Source organism: Listeria goaensis (assembly GCF_900186125.1).
Lineage (GTDB): Bacteria > Bacillota > Bacilli > Lactobacillales > Listeriaceae > Listeria > Listeria goaensis.
In genome coordinates this window covers 244,925-261,970 of sequence record NZ_FYBQ01000003.1, presented here as the reverse complement: position 1 = coordinate 261,970, position 17,046 = coordinate 244,925, and the positions used below count along the sequence as shown (strand labels likewise).

The 17,046-nt window shown below is 34.8% G+C and carries 18 protein-coding genes and 1 other RNA gene; 15 read left to right on the top strand and 4 right to left on the bottom strand.

Features of this window, described 5'->3' with window-relative positions; translation table 11 throughout:
* The first annotated feature begins 49 nt into the window (after nt 1–49).
* Nucleotides 50–415: a transfer-messenger RNA gene (gene ssrA, locus CFT42_RS05970) on the top strand.
* Between the two features lie 135 nt (nt 416–550).
* Here ssrA and CFT42_RS05965 read toward each other — a convergent pair.
* Genes CFT42_RS05965 through CFT42_RS05955 form a run of 3 tightly spaced genes read right to left on the bottom strand, consistent with a single transcriptional unit; the run spans nt 551 to nt 2,576 of the window.
* Nucleotides 551–1,690 (bottom strand): tyrosine-type recombinase/integrase, encoded by a 1,140-nt coding sequence (locus CFT42_RS05965; protein ID WP_088815678.1) that lies wholly within the window; start codon nt 1,688–1,690, stop codon nt 551–553.
* A gap of 40 nt (nt 1,691–1,730) precedes the next feature.
* A complete protein-coding gene (locus CFT42_RS05960) occupies nt 1,731–2,231 on the bottom strand; it encodes a hypothetical protein (protein ID WP_088815676.1) in 501 nt (166 codons plus the stop codon).
* Between the two features lie 24 nt (nt 2,232–2,255).
* On the bottom strand, nt 2,256–2,576 hold the full coding sequence (locus CFT42_RS05955) for a helix-turn-helix domain-containing protein (protein WP_088815674.1): 321 nt from the start codon (nt 2,574–2,576) through the stop codon (nt 2,256–2,258).
* A gap of 258 nt (nt 2,577–2,834) precedes the next feature.
* Between CFT42_RS05955 and CFT42_RS05950 the strand changes: the two genes are divergently transcribed.
* The 5 genes from CFT42_RS05950 (at nt 2,835) to CFT42_RS05930 (ending at nt 8,457) form a co-directional block, all read left to right on the top strand.
* Nucleotides 2,835–3,161, top strand: a complete 327-nt coding sequence (locus tag CFT42_RS05950) for a DUF771 domain-containing protein (RefSeq protein WP_088815673.1) — start codon at nt 2,835–2,837, stop codon at nt 3,159–3,161.
* A 10-nt stretch (nt 3,162–3,171) separates the two neighbouring features.
* Nucleotides 3,172–3,627, top strand: a complete 456-nt coding sequence (locus CFT42_RS05945) for a hypothetical protein (RefSeq protein WP_088815671.1) — start codon at nt 3,172–3,174, stop codon at nt 3,625–3,627.
* 281 nt (nt 3,628–3,908) lie between these two features.
* A complete protein-coding gene (locus CFT42_RS05940; RefSeq protein ID WP_088815669.1) occupies nt 3,909–4,349 on the top strand; it encodes a hypothetical protein in 441 nt (146 codons plus the stop codon).
* A 60-nt stretch (nt 4,350–4,409) separates the two neighbouring features.
* Nucleotides 4,410–5,450 carry a toxin Cry1Ac domain D-VI-related protein gene (locus CFT42_RS05935; RefSeq protein ID WP_088815667.1) on the top strand — a complete coding sequence of 347 codons (1,041 nt, stop codon included), beginning with the start codon at nt 4,410–4,412 and terminating at the stop codon, nt 5,448–5,450.
* A 127-nt stretch (nt 5,451–5,577) separates the two neighbouring features.
* Nucleotides 5,578–8,457: a SpaA isopeptide-forming pilin-related protein gene (locus CFT42_RS05930; protein WP_088815665.1), complete on the top strand. Its 2,880-nt coding sequence runs from the start codon at nt 5,578–5,580 to the stop codon at nt 8,455–8,457.
* 46 nt (nt 8,458–8,503) lie between these two features.
* Here CFT42_RS05930 and CFT42_RS05925 read toward each other — a convergent pair whose 3' ends face one another.
* The gene (locus CFT42_RS05925) at nt 8,504–8,782 is read right to left on the bottom strand and encodes a hypothetical protein (RefSeq protein WP_088815663.1); all 279 of its coding nucleotides are present in this window, start codon (nt 8,780–8,782) and stop codon (nt 8,504–8,506) included.
* Nucleotides 8,783–8,935: 153 nt separating this feature from the next.
* On the opposite strand from CFT42_RS05925, the gene CFT42_RS05920 reads away from it, so the two are divergent.
* The 9 genes from CFT42_RS05920 (at nt 8,936) to CFT42_RS05880 (ending at nt 17,037) form a co-directional block, all read left to right on the top strand.
* Complete coding sequence (locus tag CFT42_RS05920) at nt 8,936–9,184, top strand: hypothetical protein (RefSeq protein WP_088815662.1); 249 nt, start codon at nt 8,936–8,938, stop codon at nt 9,182–9,184.
* A complete protein-coding gene (locus CFT42_RS05915) occupies nt 9,184–9,597 on the top strand; it encodes a hypothetical protein (RefSeq protein ID WP_088815660.1) in 414 nt (137 codons plus the stop codon). The genes CFT42_RS05920 and CFT42_RS05915 overlap by 1 nt, the downstream gene beginning before the upstream one ends.
* A 319-nt stretch (nt 9,598–9,916) precedes the next feature.
* The gene (locus CFT42_RS05910; RefSeq protein ID WP_159458151.1) at nt 9,917–11,092 is read left to right on the top strand and encodes an FtsK/SpoIIIE domain-containing protein; all 1,176 of its coding nucleotides are present in this window, start codon (nt 9,917–9,919) and stop codon (nt 11,090–11,092) included.
* The gene (locus CFT42_RS05905; protein ID WP_088815658.1) at nt 11,085–12,338 is read left to right on the top strand and encodes a replication initiation factor domain-containing protein; all 1,254 of its coding nucleotides are present in this window, start codon (nt 11,085–11,087) and stop codon (nt 12,336–12,338) included. Before CFT42_RS05910 ends, CFT42_RS05905 begins: the two co-directional genes overlap by 8 nt.
* Before the next feature lie 21 nt (nt 12,339–12,359).
* Entirely contained in the window at nt 12,360–12,728 is a 369-nt protein-coding gene (locus CFT42_RS05900) for a hypothetical protein (RefSeq protein ID WP_159458150.1), read from the top strand.
* A gap of 213 nt (nt 12,729–12,941) precedes the next feature.
* Nucleotides 12,942–13,877: a conjugal transfer protein gene (locus tag CFT42_RS05895; protein ID WP_088815654.1), complete on the top strand. Its 936-nt coding sequence runs from the start codon at nt 12,942–12,944 to the stop codon at nt 13,875–13,877.
* Between the two features lie 14 nt (nt 13,878–13,891).
* On the top strand, nt 13,892–14,113 hold the full coding sequence (locus tag CFT42_RS05890) for a hypothetical protein (protein WP_088815652.1): 222 nt from the start codon (nt 13,892–13,894) through the stop codon (nt 14,111–14,113).
* A 13-nt stretch (nt 14,114–14,126) separates the two neighbouring features.
* On the top strand, nt 14,127–14,558 hold the full coding sequence (locus CFT42_RS05885) for a TcpE family conjugal transfer membrane protein (RefSeq protein WP_088815650.1): 432 nt from the start codon (nt 14,127–14,129) through the stop codon (nt 14,556–14,558).
* On the top strand, nt 14,551–17,037 hold the full coding sequence (locus tag CFT42_RS05880; RefSeq protein ID WP_088815649.1) for an ATP-binding protein: 2,487 nt from the start codon (nt 14,551–14,553) through the stop codon (nt 17,035–17,037). Before CFT42_RS05885 ends, CFT42_RS05880 begins: the two co-directional genes overlap by 8 nt.
* Nucleotides 17,038–17,046: the final 9 nt, after the last annotated feature.

The window sequence follows — 17,046 nt, the reverse complement described above, 5'->3', positions numbered from 1 at the left end:
TTGTGTTTAGAAGGACATTTCTGTATACTAATGTTAGTGATTTTAAACTGGGGCTGTTACGGATTCGACAGGGATAGTTCGAGCTCGGATTGCGCGTCGAGGGGTCGTCCTCGTTAACAACGCAAAAGCCAATAATAACTGGCAAAGAAAAACAAAACCTAGCTTTCGCTGCGTAATAGTAGCTTAAGCTGATCCTCCGTGCATCGCCCATGTGCTACGGTCAGGGTCTTACTCTAAGTGGGATACGTTTAAAGGCTTCCGTTTGTAGTCTTTAAAAAGAGATTAATCAAGCTAGCTGAAAGGAAGCCGGTTTCGAGGCCGATATTCAAGCGAAATTCTAATATCGAGACTACACGCGTAGAAGTTCGAGTGCCGATATTTCTGGACGCGGGTTCGACTCCCGCCAGCTCCATTTTTAGTAAAAGAATGGAAAAGATAAAAAGTGTTATAAATGGCTTTGTGTAGCTATCTATAACACTTTTTTTGTTTAGGGGGAAATGGTTAAGAAAGGTATGTTTTTGAAAATGTTTGCCACGAATTTGCCACAAATTCAATTGATTTTATATAAAATATTCATAACCTCATCAACTTCACGGGAACTTTTTTGCTCCATTTCATCAATAATATGGCTATAAGTTTGTAGAGTTGTAATGATGTCTTTGTGTCCGAGTCGTCTAGAAATATATTTGATATTTACGCCGCGATAAAGCAGAATACTAGCATGTGTATGTCTTAAACCATGGCTAGTTATTATTTCTCTTGCGATAGGTTGTGAAAATCTTCTTAATACTTTATTTACTGCATTATTGCTTACAGGAAGTCCGTCTTCAAAAGAAGCAAAAACTAAATTTTTCTTTTTAGAAATAAAATTTTGTAATTTCTGTTTCTGTTGAGCTGTTTTTAATTGCTTTAAAAGATGCATCGTATTATTGTCCATGGTTATTGTTCTGTTTGAAGCATAATTTTTTGTGTTTGAAAAATCATTTGTATATTTATAATCCCAAGTTTTATTAATCGTTATGTTATTATTTGAAAAGTCGACACAATCCCAAGTTAAGCCTAAAGCTTCGGAAAAACGCGCGCCAGAACTTAATTGGAAGAGGATAATATAACGTGAAAGGTATTCTTCTTTTAAACCTTCTAATAAAGAAGAGATTAATAACTGTGATTCGGCTTCAGATAGAAATTTTTCGCTTTCTTTTTTTTGAGGGACTTTTCCTTTTACTATTATATTATAGGTGGGGTCTCGAAAAATAAGTTGTTCTTGAATTGCTTCTTTAATGCACATTCTCATATATGTGTGGTGTTTTTTAACTGTTGCTGTCGCATGATTGCTAGCAAATTCATTGAGCTTTTTTTGGTATGTTTTTCGGTCAAGCTCTTTTAGTTTGATGAAAGGAAAGGATTTTTTAGCAAAATTAATAGCTCGTAGTATATCTTTATCATTCTCGATACTATTCTTTCCTTTACGATAGATTTCGTACCATTCTTCAAAGTAATCGGTGAACAGTAGTTCCGAATTAGATACGTCAAATCCTCGGTGCATTTTTTGTTTTAGATCAAATTCCGCAAGCTCGGCTTCTTTTTTTGTTCTGTAATTTTCTTTGCTATTTATTCGGCTGTAAGTACCATCTGCTTTCTTATAACTGATTCTGAATCGCCAAGAGTTGTCCCTTTTGTAAACTGTCAAAGTAATGACTCCTTTCTTTTCTTGTATAATAATCTAATTTTTAAGCGGAGAAATAGTGGGCATCATAAAGCTGATTTGAAGTATCTTCTTTATATATCTCAATAACGCTTCCTAGAAAGATATAATAATCCTTATGTTTGTACATTGTGCCGTATTTGGATTTGTAAAATTCAATTGCTTCGATAATGAATTCTTCCGTTATATTTAAAAATTCCGCTACTTCATGATAATAGGTAAATCCCATGTTCCAACAATAAATAATGGTTTCCCAACCTAGAAAATGTTTGTAAGTAAGTTGTCGAGTGTAATTTTCTTGTTTTTTATTTTCAATTCTATTTTCATCTAATATTATTCCCGTTGTGGCTTCATGGTGCATAAATTCTTCATAAACAACAACCTTTTTTGAATTTGTTTGTTGGTGTTTATCAAGTAATACATGACCATTTCTATATGCACCAAGAAGACCAGTATTCTCGTATAATTCACATTCGACTACAGGAATATGTTTATACTGTCTAAGTAAGTTTTCGTATTCTCCCATGAGGTAACCCTTCCCTGTTACTTTTTATTTGTTGTGTTTGGATATAATAAAATCAATATAACTTTTTATGTCTTCGATTTCTTTATCTGTGAATTTATGATTTCTATCTATTGCATGTGCAGCTAAGGTATCTTCTGAATTCATATAAGGATTATCTGTTCTTAATAATAGATAATCTGTTGAAACATTAAAATAATCTGCTACTTTTTGTAATTTATCAGAGTTGGGAGCGGCTTTTTCCCATTTTCTGATGATGCCATTTCCGAAATTTAATTTCCGTTCAAGTTCCGAAATCGAAATTTTTTGTTGTTCACAAAGTTGCTTTATACGTTCGAAAGTGTTCATTTTTCTCCACCTTAAGCTACTTCAAAAATATTTAGATTTAAAACTAAAATAATTGTTGACATTTAGAATTAAATCTAATATACTTAAAGTAAGCTAATTATTTAGCTAATAAAAAGACTTTAAAGAAGTAAGAAAACCGTCGCCAAACGTTTTATTCTTAAAAGTTTATTTGCTATACACATATATTAGCAATAAATCTAATTAAAGTCAATGATATTAGATTAAATAATTAGCTTTAATTCTAAAAGGGTGATTGCAGTGAATTTTACGCAAAGTTTAGAAGTGAGCATTCAAATCCCAGAAACTTATGTCCTAATAAAAAAAGACGAGTATATCGAATTGAAAGAGTCTCTTTTATTTGGGAGTTGGTGGGATATGAAAGAATTGTCTAATAGAACTAAATTAAGCAAAGATTGGCTGATTGAAAATATCTTATATCAGCCACGCTTTAAAAAAGTTCTTGATGTTGAAGAAGGTGGATTTGTGAAGTATCCATGTGGTAAGGGAAGCAAATGGCTTTTTCAAGCCAGTAAAATGAGTGAGTTCTTAGAAGAATATTTTCCTGAAATCATGAAAAAAAAGTGAGGTGAAAACATTGAAAATACATACCTATGAAGTAGAAGTTTATGTTCGGTTTAATGCGATGGATTGTCAAATCTTTAATGTGACAGTGAAGTTGTTTGAAACAAATAAAGATAAAGCTATTAAGACGGCGAAAAGTAAAGTTATTACGCAACTTAAGAAGAAGCAGAAAGAATTTAAAATGATTCGCTTGGTCTGGATTGATTACAAAGGTTATGAAGAAAAGACGGTATACGATTGTTTTGCTGATTTGAAGCAAAAAGAAGTATCAAAGAATGTGATTATGAAAATGATGAAAATTACTTACCATGAATATTGTTACTTTAATAATTACTACGAAGGTAAAACTAGAAAATTGACTTACGAGAAATATAAGGAACTAAGTCGTTTAATGAATGATGAAAAAATTCGGCGAAAATTCCAGATTCCAAAAAGTGAGTTCTTGAAGTTTTTAGAAAGTCATAAATAAAAATTGAATAATTTGGAGGGTGCTACAGTAAAGCAGTTAATCCGTTAGGAAAGTTCACTTTATTGCTCCGTTATCAAGACACTGCGGCTAGACTGGTTAGGTGACACAAGACTATGTAATTTACATAGAAGCGACACATGCGGTTATGCGGTTCGGTTAAGCTATTTTTAGCTTATTACATAGATAAGGGGATGTTTTTATGTTATTTCCGTTATTTCTATTTTTAACATGTATTGTAATTTTGATTATTTTGTTTTGTGAATTTTTCGGAGGTGAAAAAGGTGCATAAATTAGTACAAGAATTTTTGCGCGATGAGTTCGATGTTAGTGATTTTGGTAACTGTGAAAAGTATGAACTGATTCCAAATGCTGTTATTTTTAAAGGAACCTACACCGCGAGCGATAAACTTATTTTTCCTCACCCTGACGGAAGCGAAAAGATTGTTTTTGTTATTCGTGACAGTGAAGAAATTTTTATCATGGTTAGAAAAGAGTTGTTGTGGTATCTGCAAGAAACAGATGAAGTTTTTTGTGAGCAATTATTGAGAAGGATTCAATTTTTTCGATTTATTTTTGTAGATACACACTCGAATGAGGAACCTTCATTTGTTGATGAAGTTGAAGGTGTTGTTGTAATCGAACCTTCATGCGGGTATTCAAGTGTTGCACTGTTATACAACTTAGAACGCGAAGTGATGTTAGAACAAGCTACTGATAATTAGTACCATATGACGTAAAAAAAATGTTACAATCAAATAAATAAACAAAAAAGGGTGAGCAGAATGAAAATGATGAAAAAAAAGAAGATTATTATTGTAGTTTTGGGCGTTTTAATTTTAAGCGTGGGTATTGGAATTTTTGTTTCGTATCAAGAGAAAGTGAAAGCAGAAGAAGCGAAACAAGAAGAATTGCAAAAACTTAATGCTGAAATGAATACTGTGCAAAAAGAATTAAATTCATTCTATACAGATGACAGTAAAGAATTCATTAAAGACAATATAACGCTCGATCAAATTGATAAATTAACTAAAAAGAAAAGTTTTGAAAATGCTGAAATAGATTCTGAAATTAAAACAGTAAAAAAAATGATAGTATTACGTGGTGAAGTAGCGACATTATTAGATGATAAACAAGCATTGTCTGGAACGGCTGATATTGAAAAAGCTGAACAACTAGCGAGAGGATTGAAAATAGATAAAGAAGCTTTTGTGAATGAGCAGTTTAAAGTGATAAATGAAGCGAAGGCGCAAGAAAAACAAATTCAAATAGCGACTGACAAAGTGAATCAACTTTTCACAACAGCCGATAAAAAAGAAGTTAAAAGTGAAGTGACATGGGATAATTATGTGGCTGTAAAAAATGAAGTGGATAAAATTAAGCAAAGTAAATCGAAAAGTGAGTTAATGAGTTATTTAGTAAAAGTATCTGACGAACTGAAAAAGCAAGATGAAGAAAAAGTTAAAAAAGAAGCGGAACAAAAACAGCAACAACAAAATAGTCAAGTGAAAAGTAATTCTTCTCAACCAAAGAATTCAGCATCTAGTGATTCAGGTGGGAAGGCGAGAAATTACCAGTCTAATAATTCGGCTTCTAGTTCTTCAAGTGGTAATTCAGGGAATACTTCTAGTAATCCGAGTTCTTCCGGCAACGCTAAGACACCTAAGAGTAGTGATGGAGGTTCTTCGAGTAATAGGAGTTCCTCAAGTGGAAATTCTAGTTCTTCTAGTAGTGGTTCTAAAAATTATGATACTAGCAAAGAAGGTATAAATGACACTACAAAAAATCAAAATGGTGGAACTGATATATCTTGGGGCTGGGATTAATTTACAAAAATACTTAAAGACACTTTCAACTTAAGGTGTCTTTTTTTGTGAGGTGAAAAAATGAGTATACGCTCTCCAACTATTATAATTTAATCATTTAAAAGGAATAAAAGAAAAGGAGAAAAAAATGAGAATTATAAAATTAAATTGGAAATTACTGCTATCACTAATTGCTGTGGTGGCTATTTTTATGCAATCAATTTTAACACCATTGACGACTGTTCGGGCTGATTCTATTGGTGAAACACCTTATATGATAGGAAGGACGGACACGGGTTTAACGATTAAGAGTTCATTGAATCCGCGTCCGCTCCTTAAATCAACTGGTAACAGTAGTGGGAAGATGTCTGCATGGTATGGTGGGTATGAAACTAGTACGGCATTCATTACAATTGATGGAGAACCAGCGTTTTGTATTGACCCCGACTTACCTTTCCCTGTGAATAAGCAATATGCAGAATCTGTTTATAAAGATGAAGGTGTTTATAACATTTTGTATTACGGATACCCTGCAAATGGTACGAGTGAAAAAAATTATGTGGACACTTACGTGGCGTTGAATGTTTATTTGGGTGCTTTTACAAGTCCAGCTATGAAAAATGATTCTGGTGTGAAATATTTACTGAATAAAGCTGAAAGTAAAACAGCTCCAATGGGTGAATTTGATATTAGCAACAAAACCCAAACAGCAACTTGGAATAATACAAGTAAATTGCAAGAAACTCTTATGTATCCAGTAAAATATGAAAGTGTAGGAGGCACAAATTATCAGCACTTCAATTTACCAGCGGGTGTTGCTGCTGTGGCTGATGATGGCACAAAACATACTGGGAATGTAACTCTAAATGCTAGTAAAAAATGGAAGCTAGTGGCTGATGCGAATTTTGATGGTACAGTTTCATTTGACGTTACTACAGATGTAAAGAAAAAAGCTTCCTTGAAATTCACTCCTGTTTCAGGAAACTCGCAACGAATTATGAAGGCGGGAGGATTTAGTGACCCGTTGCCAAGTATTAAAGTGAGTGCAACGTTTAAAGCTCAATTAGGAAATATTGAAATTACTAAAACCAGTGAAGATAATAAGGTGCTAGCTAATGCAGAGTACGATATAAAAGATTCATCGAATAAAGTAGTCGCACATGTTAAGACTGATGCGAATGGTAAAGCTACCGCAAAAGATTTACAAATGGGGACTTACTCAGTGGTCGAAACAAAAGCACCGAACGGATTTACAATTAACACAACACCGCAAAAAGCAACGGTTAAAGCTAAAGAGACAACTAAACTAACTTTCAAAAACAAAGAGGTTTTAGGACAGTTTAAAATTACAAAACAAGATAGTGAAACGGGTGCTAAAGCACAAGGCGATGCAACGTTGAAAGGAGCAGTTTATGGTATCTACTCGGATTCTAAAGCAACGCAAAAAGTATCTGAAATCACAACTGATGCAAGTGGTAAAGCAGTTTCTGAAAAACTCAAACTGGGCACGTACTACTTCAAAGAGTTAAAAGCACCGCAGGGCTATAATCTCGATAAAGTTATTTATGAAGGTAAATTAACTTATGAGAATCAGACAACGGAATTAGTGTTCACGCATACAACACTTAAAGACAACGTTATTAAAGGTAATGTAGAGTTTGTGAAGTTTGCGGATAAACCATTGTTCGGCACTTTATTGGACGGTCAAAAACAAGCGCTTGAAGGTGCAGAGTTTACCCTAACGTTAGACAGCGATGGGCAAGAGTTTGGTAAAACCATTAGCGATAAAGATGGTAAAGCTTCGTTTAAAAATGTGCCATATGGTACGTACACCGTTTCAGAAACGAAGGCACCACAAGGTTACAAAAAAGTAGCTGATTTTAAAGTCACTATTGATGAACAAGGACGCACGTATCACTATATCCTTGAAGATAAAGTATATAGCGCAGATATGAAATTTGTGAAAAAAGATGCTGAAACTGGAAAAATTATTCCACTTGCAAACACAGAAGTGAAGTTCCTTGATAGTAAGGGCGAAGTTGTAAAACAAACTATTAACTACCCAACAAAACAAACATTGGAAAGTTTTAAAACAAGCGAAGATGGTACTTTAATTACACCTCAACCATTTGTTTTTGGGAATTACACTGCTGTGGAAATCAAAGCACCTAACGGTTATTTAATCAACTCTAAACCTGTTCCATTTACAATTAATGAAAAGAATGCTGATGGTGTTGTTGTGGTTGAAATTTTTGACATGCCAGCGAAAGGGAAAATCCAAGGACACAAAGAATTTGAAGTGATTGACAATGGAAAAACAGAAGTTAATAAGTCTGTTTACAAATTCATAGATGCGAAAGCTGTTGAATTTGATGTTATCGCAAAAGAAGATATTATGACCCTTGATGGCACGGTTCGCGTGAAGAAAGGGGAGAAAGTAGACCATGTTGTGACTGATGAAAAAGGACAGTTTGAAACGTCCAAAGAGCTTTATCTAGGTAAGTATGAACTTGTCGAAACGAAAACAAATGATGATTATGTATTGGCGAAACCTGTTCAAGTTGAATTAACTTACAAAGACCAAAATACAGTGATTGTTTTCGAAAATGTAAATATTAAAAATTATCTCAAGAAAGGTACGATGGAATTTACTAAAAAAGACATTACGAACGGAAAAGAGCTTCCAGGTGCGAAAATTAAAATTTATAACCAAGATAAAAAAGTGGTTCGCGAAGGAACAACGGATAAAAATGGTAAAATCTACTTCAAGAAATTAAGCAAAGGTAAATACTTCTTCCAAGAATACGGCGCACCACAAGGTTACAAGTTAGATGATTCCCTTTACTCTTTTGAAGTGAAAAGTGATGGGGAAATCGTGAAATGTGAAATGACGAATAAGCCAATTGAAAAATTAGGAGTTATTCCGAAAACAGGGGATTCTTCCATGATTTGGCTAGTTGGTTTAGGTGCTGTTTTGGTTGGGTTAAGTGGTTTAGTCTTAGTAAAACGTGCACGAAAAGAAAAATAAAAAGCACGGAAACAGTGGAGTGTTCCCGTGCTCGATTGAAACGTTATTAATTCATCTGACTAGCGATTGCGAAAACTACTACGCAAATAACTAATGCAAAGAAAATGAAAGCAGAATACGCGATAAATGTAATCACGCCTGCAACTCCTAGGATAGCCCCTACACCTGAAAAGGCAATAGAAGCCCCATCATGGTAAGCTAATGCGCTTCCTAAGAAACGTTTCAACAATACAAACCCGATAATGATAAGTGCCACACAAATGGCAAAAGTCACAGCACCGGTTTGTATTCTTTCGGTAAAACTAGCAACATCAAAATTACTCATGTTATCACCTCGCTTTTGTTCTCATATTATTTAGGTTGAAAAGCGGGTGATAACTTTATTATAAAACAATTGACAGAAAAAAATAAGTATTACCCTATACAACTAAAGAATGATTTTTGATTCATGCTTTAGTTGTATAAAAAGGAGGCAAAAATGGTCAAAAAACCCTATTTGGTGGCAGTAGAAAAAGAGGGGGTACGTAATGCATACGTTGCGCTTAGTGTTTCTACAGTAGCTTGTTATAAAGAAATTGCTCAAACAGAAGAGGAATTAGGAGAAAAGCTCACGATTCTACCCATAAAGGATTGGACAATTCAAAAAGTCCTAGAAGAAATTGAATGTTTTCTTAATGAAAAACCCCTATTAAAAACAAATAATGAAACGAAAGAAGGAAATAAATAATGAGAATCAACTTATCGAATGACACAATTAAAGAAACTTTTGGAGAAATAAAATTTTTGGGTATGGTGATTAGACGTAAATATGACACAAGTTTACCAGAAGAACAAAGAGAAATCACAAGTGTAACTGTTAATTTAGGTGCTGAACATAAAAATGATACTATTTCAGTACTGCTCCAACAAGATGAAACAGGAAAGTTCAAATTACCAAACGTAAAAAAATGGGGAAATGTGACTTTTGATAAACTTGTCTATGACCCGAGAGCACAAGGGAATAGCTCGCGGAATCGTGATTCAGGCGAAAGCATGACGTGGGGAACATTAAATGATATTTTTTATACAAATCAAGTATTACCAGCTTCAAATGCTGATAGAATAGCAGATGAAAATGGCGAAAAAATAGTGAAAAAGTAAGTGAAAAAAAGTGCTGATAAGTAATCTAACATAGAGGTGAATTATGCAGTTTTTAGATTTAACTTATAAAGGCATGAAAATAAAACAGGGTCATCGGAATTTAGTTCATAAAATTTTGGTGACTCTTTTTTTAATGCCCTTTATTGTATGTACGTTAGTAAACATTGTGAAACAAATTCAACAATGGAATTTTATAGATGTTACCCAAATGGACTGGAAAAATTTTTTGATCCGTGAGATATATTTTTTTATTGGCTCTGCTATTTTTGTTCTGGCAGTATTTTTCTTATTCAAACCACTGTTTTTACGATTTTTAGGAATGCAACGCATATGTAAGTTGATTTATTCATCTAAGATGTATCAGGTCAATGATATTGAATCACCCAACATGATGCAATTGAAAACCAAGAATGTAGCGAAGAAAATTAGTTACTTCCCTTCTATTTACTTCCGCATGCACAAGGGCTTCTTAGATGTTACCACTCGGCTCGATGGAAGCCAGTTTCATGAATCGGGGAAATTTGAAAGCATGTCGGGTGTTCTGGAACAAATGTTGAGTATTGATTTGATTGACACAGAAGAACGAAATGGGTATTTCCGTTATCGTTTCTTGTTTAATTCGCAAGTTTGCAGAATAGGGATTCATGATGTCATTCCTGATAACTATACGATTCCGTTAATGAAACACTTAAGTTGGAATATGATTGACTCCCCCCATGCGCTTATTGTCGGTGGGACGGGTGGTGGTAAATCTTACTTTATTAATGTTCTAATTCGTGCTTTCGTTCTCATGAAAGCCGATTTACGTATCGCAGACCCGAAAAATTCAGATTTAGAAGATTATTCGAAGATTTTACCAAATGTGTATAAGGATACGGTAGATATTATTGCAATGGTTGAAAAAGCAACAAAAGAAATGAATCAACGTTATTCAGATGCTAAAAAGCACCCTGATTACCTTTCAGGGCAAAATTTTAGTGTTTATGGATATAAACCAATTATCATTGTGCTTGATGAGTATGTGGCGTTTATGGGGTCACTAAAAAAAGCAGAAAAAGATGCTTTTTTTATGAATGTCCAGCAAATTGTGCTAAAAGGACGGCAAGCACAAGTACACTTAATATTAGCGACACAAAGACCAGATGCTAAGTATATTGATGGGAATATTCGCGACCAGTTCGGCTTGAGGGTTGCGTTAGGTCAAATGTCTAAAGATGGTTATCGAATGATTTTTGATACAACTGAACAGAAATTAAGAAACAAGAGGATAAAAGGACGAGGCTATTCTTATATGCTTGGTGATACTTTGATTAAAGAGTTTTATTCACCGCTTGTACCATCACACTATAATTTTATTCAAGAAATAGCGGATATTTTGGACGTGGTGCCGTGCGCGTTTTCGGCGCAAGACGAAAAGGCAAGCGCGAGTGCCGAAGTCCAAAGCGAGCCGCTAGGTGAGCTAAATCAAAAATTAGAGGAGGTCGAACATGAGTAGTGGAACTATCCCCCCCTTACTAAAAGGGGGGTACCAAATACATGGGGAATATCTGTCCGCTTTGATTGACTGGTGTCAGTTGACTGTTCGAGATTTGTCGCCAGAAGCCATTTCTGAAGACCTTTTGAGGATTCCGTTTGAACTTATGCGTACCGATTTAAGTGACGAATCTGGGCTTAAGGGAGGCTATTCAGCGTATATGCGTTTTGATGATATACGTGTGTATGAACCTCACCCTAATAAACCCAATGATGGTTTTCAAATTGTAATGGCCGGGCAAGGTTGTCGTCATTTTGAGCGCGTGCTGAATGCAAACAATGAAACATGGTTTGATTTTTTTGAACGTGCGCTTGATTATAATTGTAATTTTCCGCGTATCGATGTAGCGATTGATGACCATAAAACTTATTTTAAAATGGCGACTTTGATACGCATGGCCAAAAATGGCTTGGTTCGTTCTAAGATGAGACTGGGAAATGTGAATGATTCGTTTGACCTTGGAAATGGTGAACGAGGTGGGCTGACTTTAAACATTGGTTCACGTGCTAGTGAATTTTTCATGACATGGTATGAAAAAGGTTTTGAAATGGCGAAAAAATTCAATTTGAGTAAAGATGAAATTGACACGCAATGGAATCGATATGAAATGAAGTTTCGACAGAAACGAGCGGTTTTATTAGCACAAACACTTGTGAAAAGACGTGAAATTTTTACGACTGCTTTAGAGATTTTGAATGATTCGGTCGCTTTTTTGAAAAAGCCTGATAACCCTAAAAAAAATAAAAGTCGTTATGAATTATGGGAGCCTTGGGCGTATTTTATGCGAGACATTAAAAAACTGAAATTAAAAGTTGCACCTGCGCCAAAAGATTATTTTTCTAGTGAACATTGGGTGAGAAAAGCAACTTCTCCCACTCTGCGAGAATTTCATGAATTGGACGTTCGTGGGGGCGGAAACCGTTTATTAGATATTATTGAAGAAGCAATGTTAACGAAGAAGCATTATAAACAAATTGATGATTATGAAAAACAACTGAAAACACTTGGGAAATACAATCAACAAGACTATGTAGAACCAAATGAAAGAGTATTTACATTAATAAAACAGAAAGAATCTTATTTCGTTTATCGGGATAAGGTTTTTTTTGTAGAAGTTTGTAGTCGTTTTAAAGCGGAAGTTTTATGTAACGTATTGAATGCGAGTGAAAAAGTCTTGAGAAGCAGGAAGAAGTTAGAATGTACGTGACAAATTTACTTAGGTTTGCGAATGCAAAACCGTGTAAATGTTGTTACGGGAACAACTGGAGCGAATGCGCAAGGCGTTAGAAAGGTTTTAGGTGGGGACATGCAATATATATCATTTTCTAAGCGAATGAAAGAATTAGGGTTCCATGTTGTGGCGGATAAAATTCCTTATCGCTTGTTTATGTGTGATATTACCCGAAATGTGTCGCTTGTTGTGGAAGGATTTCACGACAGGAAAAAATTGGAATATCGTTATACATTTTATCGAATGTATCATGGAAGAACTCGGTTTCGCGCATCGAGTTACCGAGTGTATGCGGACGATGTGACAGCTTTTCAATTAATTCAATGTGTGAAGCGTCACATGAAATATTATGAAAGGGGCGTTTGATTGACTTGAGAAAAATATTATTGATATTAAGATGGTTGTTGTCAATTGTCGGTTGGGTCTATATAGCGGTATTAAGTGGTTTGTTTTTTTATATTGGAGTAAGACTTCAAAGTCTGACAATTTCTATACTACCAGTTTGTCTAATTATCGTTGTTTATTATTCGTGCATTGGCATATTTGAAAAAACGGGAATTCTGCGGAAGGGGTGCGAGAATGAAAAAGAAGAAACAAGAAAAACAGATGCGAGAAATTAAATTTTCAACGAAAAGAATACGAAGCATTGTTTCTTTTTTGTTTTATCTCGTCATGATTAGTTCGTTATTTTTTAATGTTTTATTTTTCACGAAATACCAAACCATTCGTGACACTGTCAAAACCGAACAAGAGAATGTTCAAAATTACTTAGATGGTGAAAAGAAAAAAACAAATTTAGAAAGTGCCTCAGTTGAAGTTTTTGCAAAAGATTTTTTAGAAGCCTATTTAACGATTCCAGAAAAAGAACAATATCGTGAAACACACAAAAAGACTTTAGAAGCTTTCTTTGTTCGAAATTTTGCTTATTCTGATGAAAATGTTGGGCGTTGGAAAGGGTGGCGAAATGTAGAGTCGGTTGAAATGGTTAATATTGATAAGGAAAGTAAGGAATTGGCTTTTGTGACTTGTCGTGCGGTTGTCAAAACGAAAAACGCAACTAATCCAAAACATGTGAAAGAAAGTACGGAAAAAGTAGAGTACATGATTCCAATTACCAGTAATCAAAAGGGCTTTGCTGTAACAGATTACCCTTCCCTTATTTCTACTAATTTGAAAGCTGATATTGAGCGAGATTCTTATATTTTGAAAGGTGAAGATATTTCGGCAAACATTCAAGATGAGTTAACGGTGTTTGCTGAAAAATTCTTTGAGTCTTATGGTGTATCTGATGAAAAATTAGAGTTGATGACAACAGAAAAAGGATTGATTCATCAAAAGTTACAACAACTTGAAATTAAGCAAATGGTGATAACTGATGCGAAGGAACATTTGTATAAAATGCAAGTTTCTGTGGATTATGTAGACAGCGACACGAATCTTCCTATTCATTTGACTTATATATTAGAACTTCGCCGTGATTCAACAAATAATTATTATGTGCTGGATATTAAATAAAGGAGGTGAAAAAAATGGGATTCTCGCTAGAAAGTATCGCCACTAGCTTTGTATCGCAAATTTCATTTGTGATTATGATTGTCATGTGTATTCGTGCAATTCGCGCCTATCTTCGAGAAGATTGGGGTGCATTTTTCGGGCAACTAATCATGGGATTGTGTTGTTTAATGATTGTATTTTTTGGTCCACAGTTGCAAAATATTGCACGAAGTCTTGGCGGAATGTTGTTCAAGTGAAAGGAGGAGAAAAATGTTAGGAAGAAACTATACAGAAGAGTTTAAATATCCAATTAAGTTTTATAAAGTGGGTTCGGGAAAATGGCGTTTTGAATTTAAAGAAGGTTTAGAAATGCGAAAAGCCGTGATTATTGGTGTTGTTTTTACTTCTTTATCTGCGATTTTCCTATTTTCGATTGTTCGCGGTCATTGGGGGATTGTTCATTTCTTTATTTCAAATTGGTTGGTGATGCTGGTAGGCTTTCCAGCTATTTTTATTTGGTTGATTTTTGGAATGAAGTACGATAGGAAGCCAGTGATGGCTTTCTTTCGTGACCGTTTATGGTTTTATCGGTACAAAGGAAAGGAGTGGGAACATTTTCAATTGGTACCTATTCATCAGATGAATTGCCCACTTTACTTTGAACCTTTCTTAAGAAAAAAAGGGGTGAGAAGAGATGGCTGAAACAAAAAGCGCGAAAAAGACGAATATGCACCGCGTGCTAGAATTTCCTATTGATGACTACCAAAACAATTTAGTTTTTAATAAAAATAAGCAGGTCTGGGCAGTATACAAGTTGAAACCTAAGAGTTTACCACTTAATGAAGTTTCAAGTTATGAAGAATATTCAGAAGAAACGTTACGTTTCTTGTCCCTAGAGGGATTTCAATACCATCTTACAATTTTGCCACGTGCTTTTGATTTTGAAGAATTTAATCATGTTGTACAGGAACAAGTTTTAAAGGGGGATTTTGCAGACATTGGCAAAATTTACTTTGAAAGGGCACGGTTGAAGATGGAGAAAGAAAACTTTATTCATCAATACGACACTTTTTTAGCGATTAATTTGACAACGCAAGAAAAGGACATTCCAGTAGAACTTGGAGCGGTTGCGAAGCTATTTGCTTCAAGGATTAAAAATGATATTCATAAAATGATGACTTTAAATGTGAGGACGGAAGATGATACGGAGCTGTATGAGCGTGCGGAAAAGAAGCTATTTGAAGAGTTGATTTCCATGAAAGAAATCACGAGAGCATCGGAACAAGATATTGAATACATCTTGTACAAACAGTTTCATCGAACAAGTAGAAGTAAAACAATTCCAGATGACCTTTTTAATTTAACAGAAGGTACTTTTAGCTTTACTGAAAATTTGTTAAAAGTGGCTCACCGAGACTATGAAGAATTTTACCGATTTGTCGTGATGAGAAAGATTCCTTTTAACATCAAGAGTTACAATTTCATTCAAGATATTTTAGCGAAAATTCATTTCCCGATTGAACTGAATATCAAATTCCATTTTGATACGAAGGAAAATAATGTAAGTCGTACGCGTAAAATGAGAAAGAGGTTTAAAATATTTCATAAAGATTTACGACAAACAGAAGATGCAGATAATGACGAGGTCATTACAAATGCTTATCCTCGATTATCGAATTTGGTTGATGATTTGAAAGCGGAAAAAAGAAAGCTGTTATACATGACTATCACTTTTGCGCTTGCTTCTCGTTCGGAGGAACAGTTGAATTCTTTTGAAAATCAGTTGCATGGGATTTTTAAAACATCGAAGTTCAGACTATGGACGCCTCCCACTGACCAATTGGCGCTTTTTTCTCATTGCTTAGTAGCTAGTACGGTGAATTATACCTATTTCGAGCAAGTGACAGATGTTCATTATTTAGCGCAGTCTAGTTTCGATATTACCAATAATATCGGGAATAAATATGGCATGATACTCGGAAAGGTGGTTTCTGGGAAGAAATTAAACCGAGTAGAAGACGCAGATAAATTAAATACACCATTAGTTATCTTTAACCCCACGCTAACCAAAAAAGCCCTGAAAGGCGCTGTACACACGAATGGAAATATACTCATAACGGGACCGCCAGGTTCAGGAAAGTCTTATTTGTCTAAACTGTTCACAACTTGGAGTACATTTTTTGGGGCGAAGTTACTCGACATTGACCCCAAAAATGAATATAAACGCTTTTTAGAAAAAGCATTAGACGAATATGGAAATATTCCAGAATTTCGAGCCTTGTATGAGCGGATTAATTTTGTTCACCTTTCCGAAGAAGAAAAATTTCACGGTTCACTTGATCCGTTAATTTTTTTAAAAGGGGATTCTGCTATTCAGACGGCTGTCATGATTTTAAATAAATTAGCGAATTTAGATGATTCCAGAAATAAACGCGCGGAAAGTGTTGTGATTTATCAAAGTGTTTTAGAAGAAGTTGAAACGTCTGAGAAGCCTACTTTAACCAATGTCCTCTATCGGATTAAAGGGAAAAATAAGGAGCTTGGGGAGTATATTGAAAAATATAACTTGGGACTTGGGCGAGTGCTTTTTGGTACTCAAAAAAGTCACGGGTTAACATTTACGCATCAAGTTAACGTATTGGGAATCCAGGGCTTGAAATTACCACCCAAAGGAAAAGTAACAAACTTGAATGATGACGAAATTACAGCAGTAGCTATTTTGATGTCTATTTCCAAATATATTCATATTTTTTCAACCGACCCGAACGAAGAAGCCATAGTGAAGTTTGATGAAGTATGGGTTTTCGAGGGAACGGAAGAAGGTAGACAAATTGTTGAGTCAATGGCACGAACAGGACGTTCGTTAGGAACTGATAATATTCTTATTTCACAAGCTTTTGCAGATTATGATAATCCAGTCATGAAAGAAATGATTGGCTGTAAGTTCGCCTTTCGTCCAAAGTCTGATGATGCGATAGAAAAATTATTAGGTTTTTTTGATATGACGGTGAATAAAGAAAATAAAGGGCTTGTGAAAAGTATGAAGCCAGGTATGTGTCTATTTCAAGATGCTTATGGGCGTAACCATGTGATTGCAGTCAGGGCGTTGTTTAAAGAGTGGCATAAAGCTTTTTCAACGACAGAGCATACTGAAGCTTCCTTAGCGGAAGAAATGGTTTAGGGGTGATGT

Bases quoted from the DNA above. Each gene is read 5' to 3' on its own strand.
- CFT42_RS05900 (WP_159458150.1), top strand. From the start codon at position 12,360: ATGCAAAACCGTGTAAATGTTGTTACGGGAACAACTGGAGCGAATGCG.
- CFT42_RS05915 (WP_088815660.1), top strand. From the start codon at position 9,184: ATGAGAATCAACTTATCGAATGACACAATTAAAGAAACTTTTGGAGAA.
- CFT42_RS05955 (WP_088815674.1), bottom strand. From the start codon at position 2,576: ATGAACACTTTCGAACGTATAAAGCAACTTTGTGAACAACAAAAAATT.
- CFT42_RS05905 (WP_088815658.1), top strand. From the start codon at position 11,085: ATGAGTAGTGGAACTATCCCCCCCTTACTAAAAGGGGGGTACCAAATA.
- CFT42_RS05885 (WP_088815650.1), top strand. From the start codon at position 14,127: ATGTTAGGAAGAAACTATACAGAAGAGTTTAAATATCCAATTAAGTTT.
- CFT42_RS05895 (WP_088815654.1), top strand. From the start codon at position 12,942: ATGAAAAAGAAGAAACAAGAAAAACAGATGCGAGAAATTAAATTTTCA.
- CFT42_RS05920 (WP_088815662.1), top strand. From the start codon at position 8,936: ATGGTCAAAAAACCCTATTTGGTGGCAGTAGAAAAAGAGGGGGTACGT.
- CFT42_RS05890 (WP_088815652.1), top strand. From the start codon at position 13,892: ATGGGATTCTCGCTAGAAAGTATCGCCACTAGCTTTGTATCGCAAATT.
- CFT42_RS05960 (WP_088815676.1), bottom strand. From the start codon at position 2,231: ATGGGAGAATACGAAAACTTACTTAGACAGTATAAACATATTCCTGTA.
- CFT42_RS05930 (WP_088815665.1), top strand. From the start codon at position 5,578: ATGAGAATTATAAAATTAAATTGGAAATTACTGCTATCACTAATTGCT.
- CFT42_RS05925 (WP_088815663.1), bottom strand. From the start codon at position 8,782: ATGAGTAATTTTGATGTTGCTAGTTTTACCGAAAGAATACAAACCGGT.
- CFT42_RS05880 (WP_088815649.1), top strand. From the start codon at position 14,551: ATGGCTGAAACAAAAAGCGCGAAAAAGACGAATATGCACCGCGTGCTA.
- CFT42_RS05935 (WP_088815667.1), top strand. From the start codon at position 4,410: ATGAAAATGATGAAAAAAAAGAAGATTATTATTGTAGTTTTGGGCGTT.
- CFT42_RS05910 (WP_159458151.1), top strand. From the start codon at position 9,917: ATGCAACGCATATGTAAGTTGATTTATTCATCTAAGATGTATCAGGTC.